This is a genomic window from Sulfoacidibacillus thermotolerans (assembly GCF_003144315.1).
In the GTDB taxonomy this organism is placed as follows: domain Bacteria; phylum Bacillota; class Bacilli; order Alicyclobacillales; family SLC66; genus Sulfoacidibacillus; species Sulfoacidibacillus thermotolerans.
Map to the genome: position 1 here is coordinate 1 of NZ_MPDK01000101.1, position 655 is coordinate 655.

The 655-nt window shown below is 42.9% G+C and carries 2 protein-coding genes; one reads left to right on the forward strand and one right to left on the reverse strand.

Going from position 1 to position 655, the window contains the following annotated elements; translation table 11 throughout:
• Nucleotides 1–90: 90 nt before the first annotated feature.
• Complete coding sequence (locus tag BM613_RS14650; RefSeq protein ID WP_109431870.1) at nucleotides 91–294, reverse strand: helix-turn-helix domain-containing protein; 204 nt, start codon at nucleotides 292–294, stop codon at nucleotides 91–93.
• A gap of 88 nt (nucleotides 295–382) precedes the next feature.
• Between BM613_RS14650 and BM613_RS14655 the strand changes: the two genes are divergently transcribed.
• Nucleotides 383–655, forward strand: coding sequence for a helix-turn-helix domain-containing protein (locus BM613_RS14655; RefSeq protein WP_109431871.1), 273 nt, complete (start codon nucleotides 383–385; stop codon nucleotides 653–655).

Sequence of the window (655 nt, forward strand, 5' to 3'; positions counted from 1 at the left end):
CACTTTGTCGTGTGATTTTCCGAACACATTTGCTACTGTAAGACTATCTGTCACAGCACGGCCGTTTTCGACAAAAACGATGTCGGACATTTAGATGCGCTCCTTTTCAACGTTTTTTAAGAGTTCTTGAATAGAGACATCGAATAGTTTGGATAATTTAACGGCTGTGTCGATGGATGGTTTTCGCCGACCAGTCTCGATTCCCCATATAGCGGATTTCGACACTTCGATGGCTCGTGCAACTTCATTCAGTGACCATTGACGGTCGTTACGCAACTGTCTAATTTTTTTCATTACCACTTCCTCACTTTCAATTGTGTGCAAATAGCACACCTTAGTTTTGAGTATAGTGTGCTATTTGCACACGGTCAAGGGGTTTTTTATGAATTCGTTCGACTGGGTTTCTTTTGGCGCAAGACTACGTTTTCTTCGCTTGCAAAAAAAAATGTCATTAACTTCTGTATCCAACGATCTAGGAATCACCAAAAGTACACTCGGTAGCTTAGAACACGGAAGACGCGGCGCGAGTATTGAAGTTATTATTGCGTTAGCAACTTTTTTTAACGTCTCTACCGATTACTTACTCGGCTTGTCCGACGACCCCACCCCCTCACAACATCGGGGCAGCGTAAGTGAAATTTCAAAAGAGGAGTGA